Raw genomic sequence first — 494 nt, 5'->3', positions numbered from 1 at the left:
GTTGTGTGGGGTGTTGTGTGAGAACTGTATAGTGGACGCGAGCATTAAACCATGTGCTTGTTACTGTCACTTTTTGTGTGGTGGCAATGTGTGTGGTTTGTGTGATTTCTTTGTTCTTTTGTGTTTTGTGTGTTCACACCAGCACAGTTTGTTGTGTTGGTTGTGTGTTCGTTATTTAGGGCGCATGGTGGATGCCTTGGCATGCTGAGCCGATGAAGGACGTGTAAGGCTGCGTTAAGCCTCGGGGAGTTGTCAATAAAGCGTTGATCCGAGGATGTCCGAATGGGGAAACCTGGCACCTGTTATGGGGTGTTACCCTTCAGTGAATTCATAGCTGTTGTGGGGGTTTACGCGGGGAAGTGAAACATCTCAGTACCCGTAGGAGAAGAAAATAAAATATGATTCTGCTAGTAGTGGCGAACGAACGTGGATGAGGCTAAACCGTGTGCATGTGATACTTGGTAGGGGTTGTGTGTGCGGTGTTGTGGGCCCCA

Annotated in this window: 1 rRNA gene; it reads left to right on the top strand. The window is 48.2% G+C overall.

From position 1 onward, the window contains the following. Positions 1-164: 164 nt before the first annotated feature. Positions 165-494 (top strand): 23S ribosomal RNA (locus HMPREF2565_RS03765); the annotation flags it as partial.

Source organism: Corynebacterium sp. HMSC072A04 (assembly GCF_001809235.1).
GTDB classification, from domain to species: Bacteria; Actinomycetota; Actinomycetes; order Mycobacteriales; family Mycobacteriaceae; genus Corynebacterium; species Corynebacterium hiratae.
The sequence above is the reverse complement of the archived record's forward strand: the minus strand, read 5'-3'. Positions and strand labels throughout refer to the sequence as shown.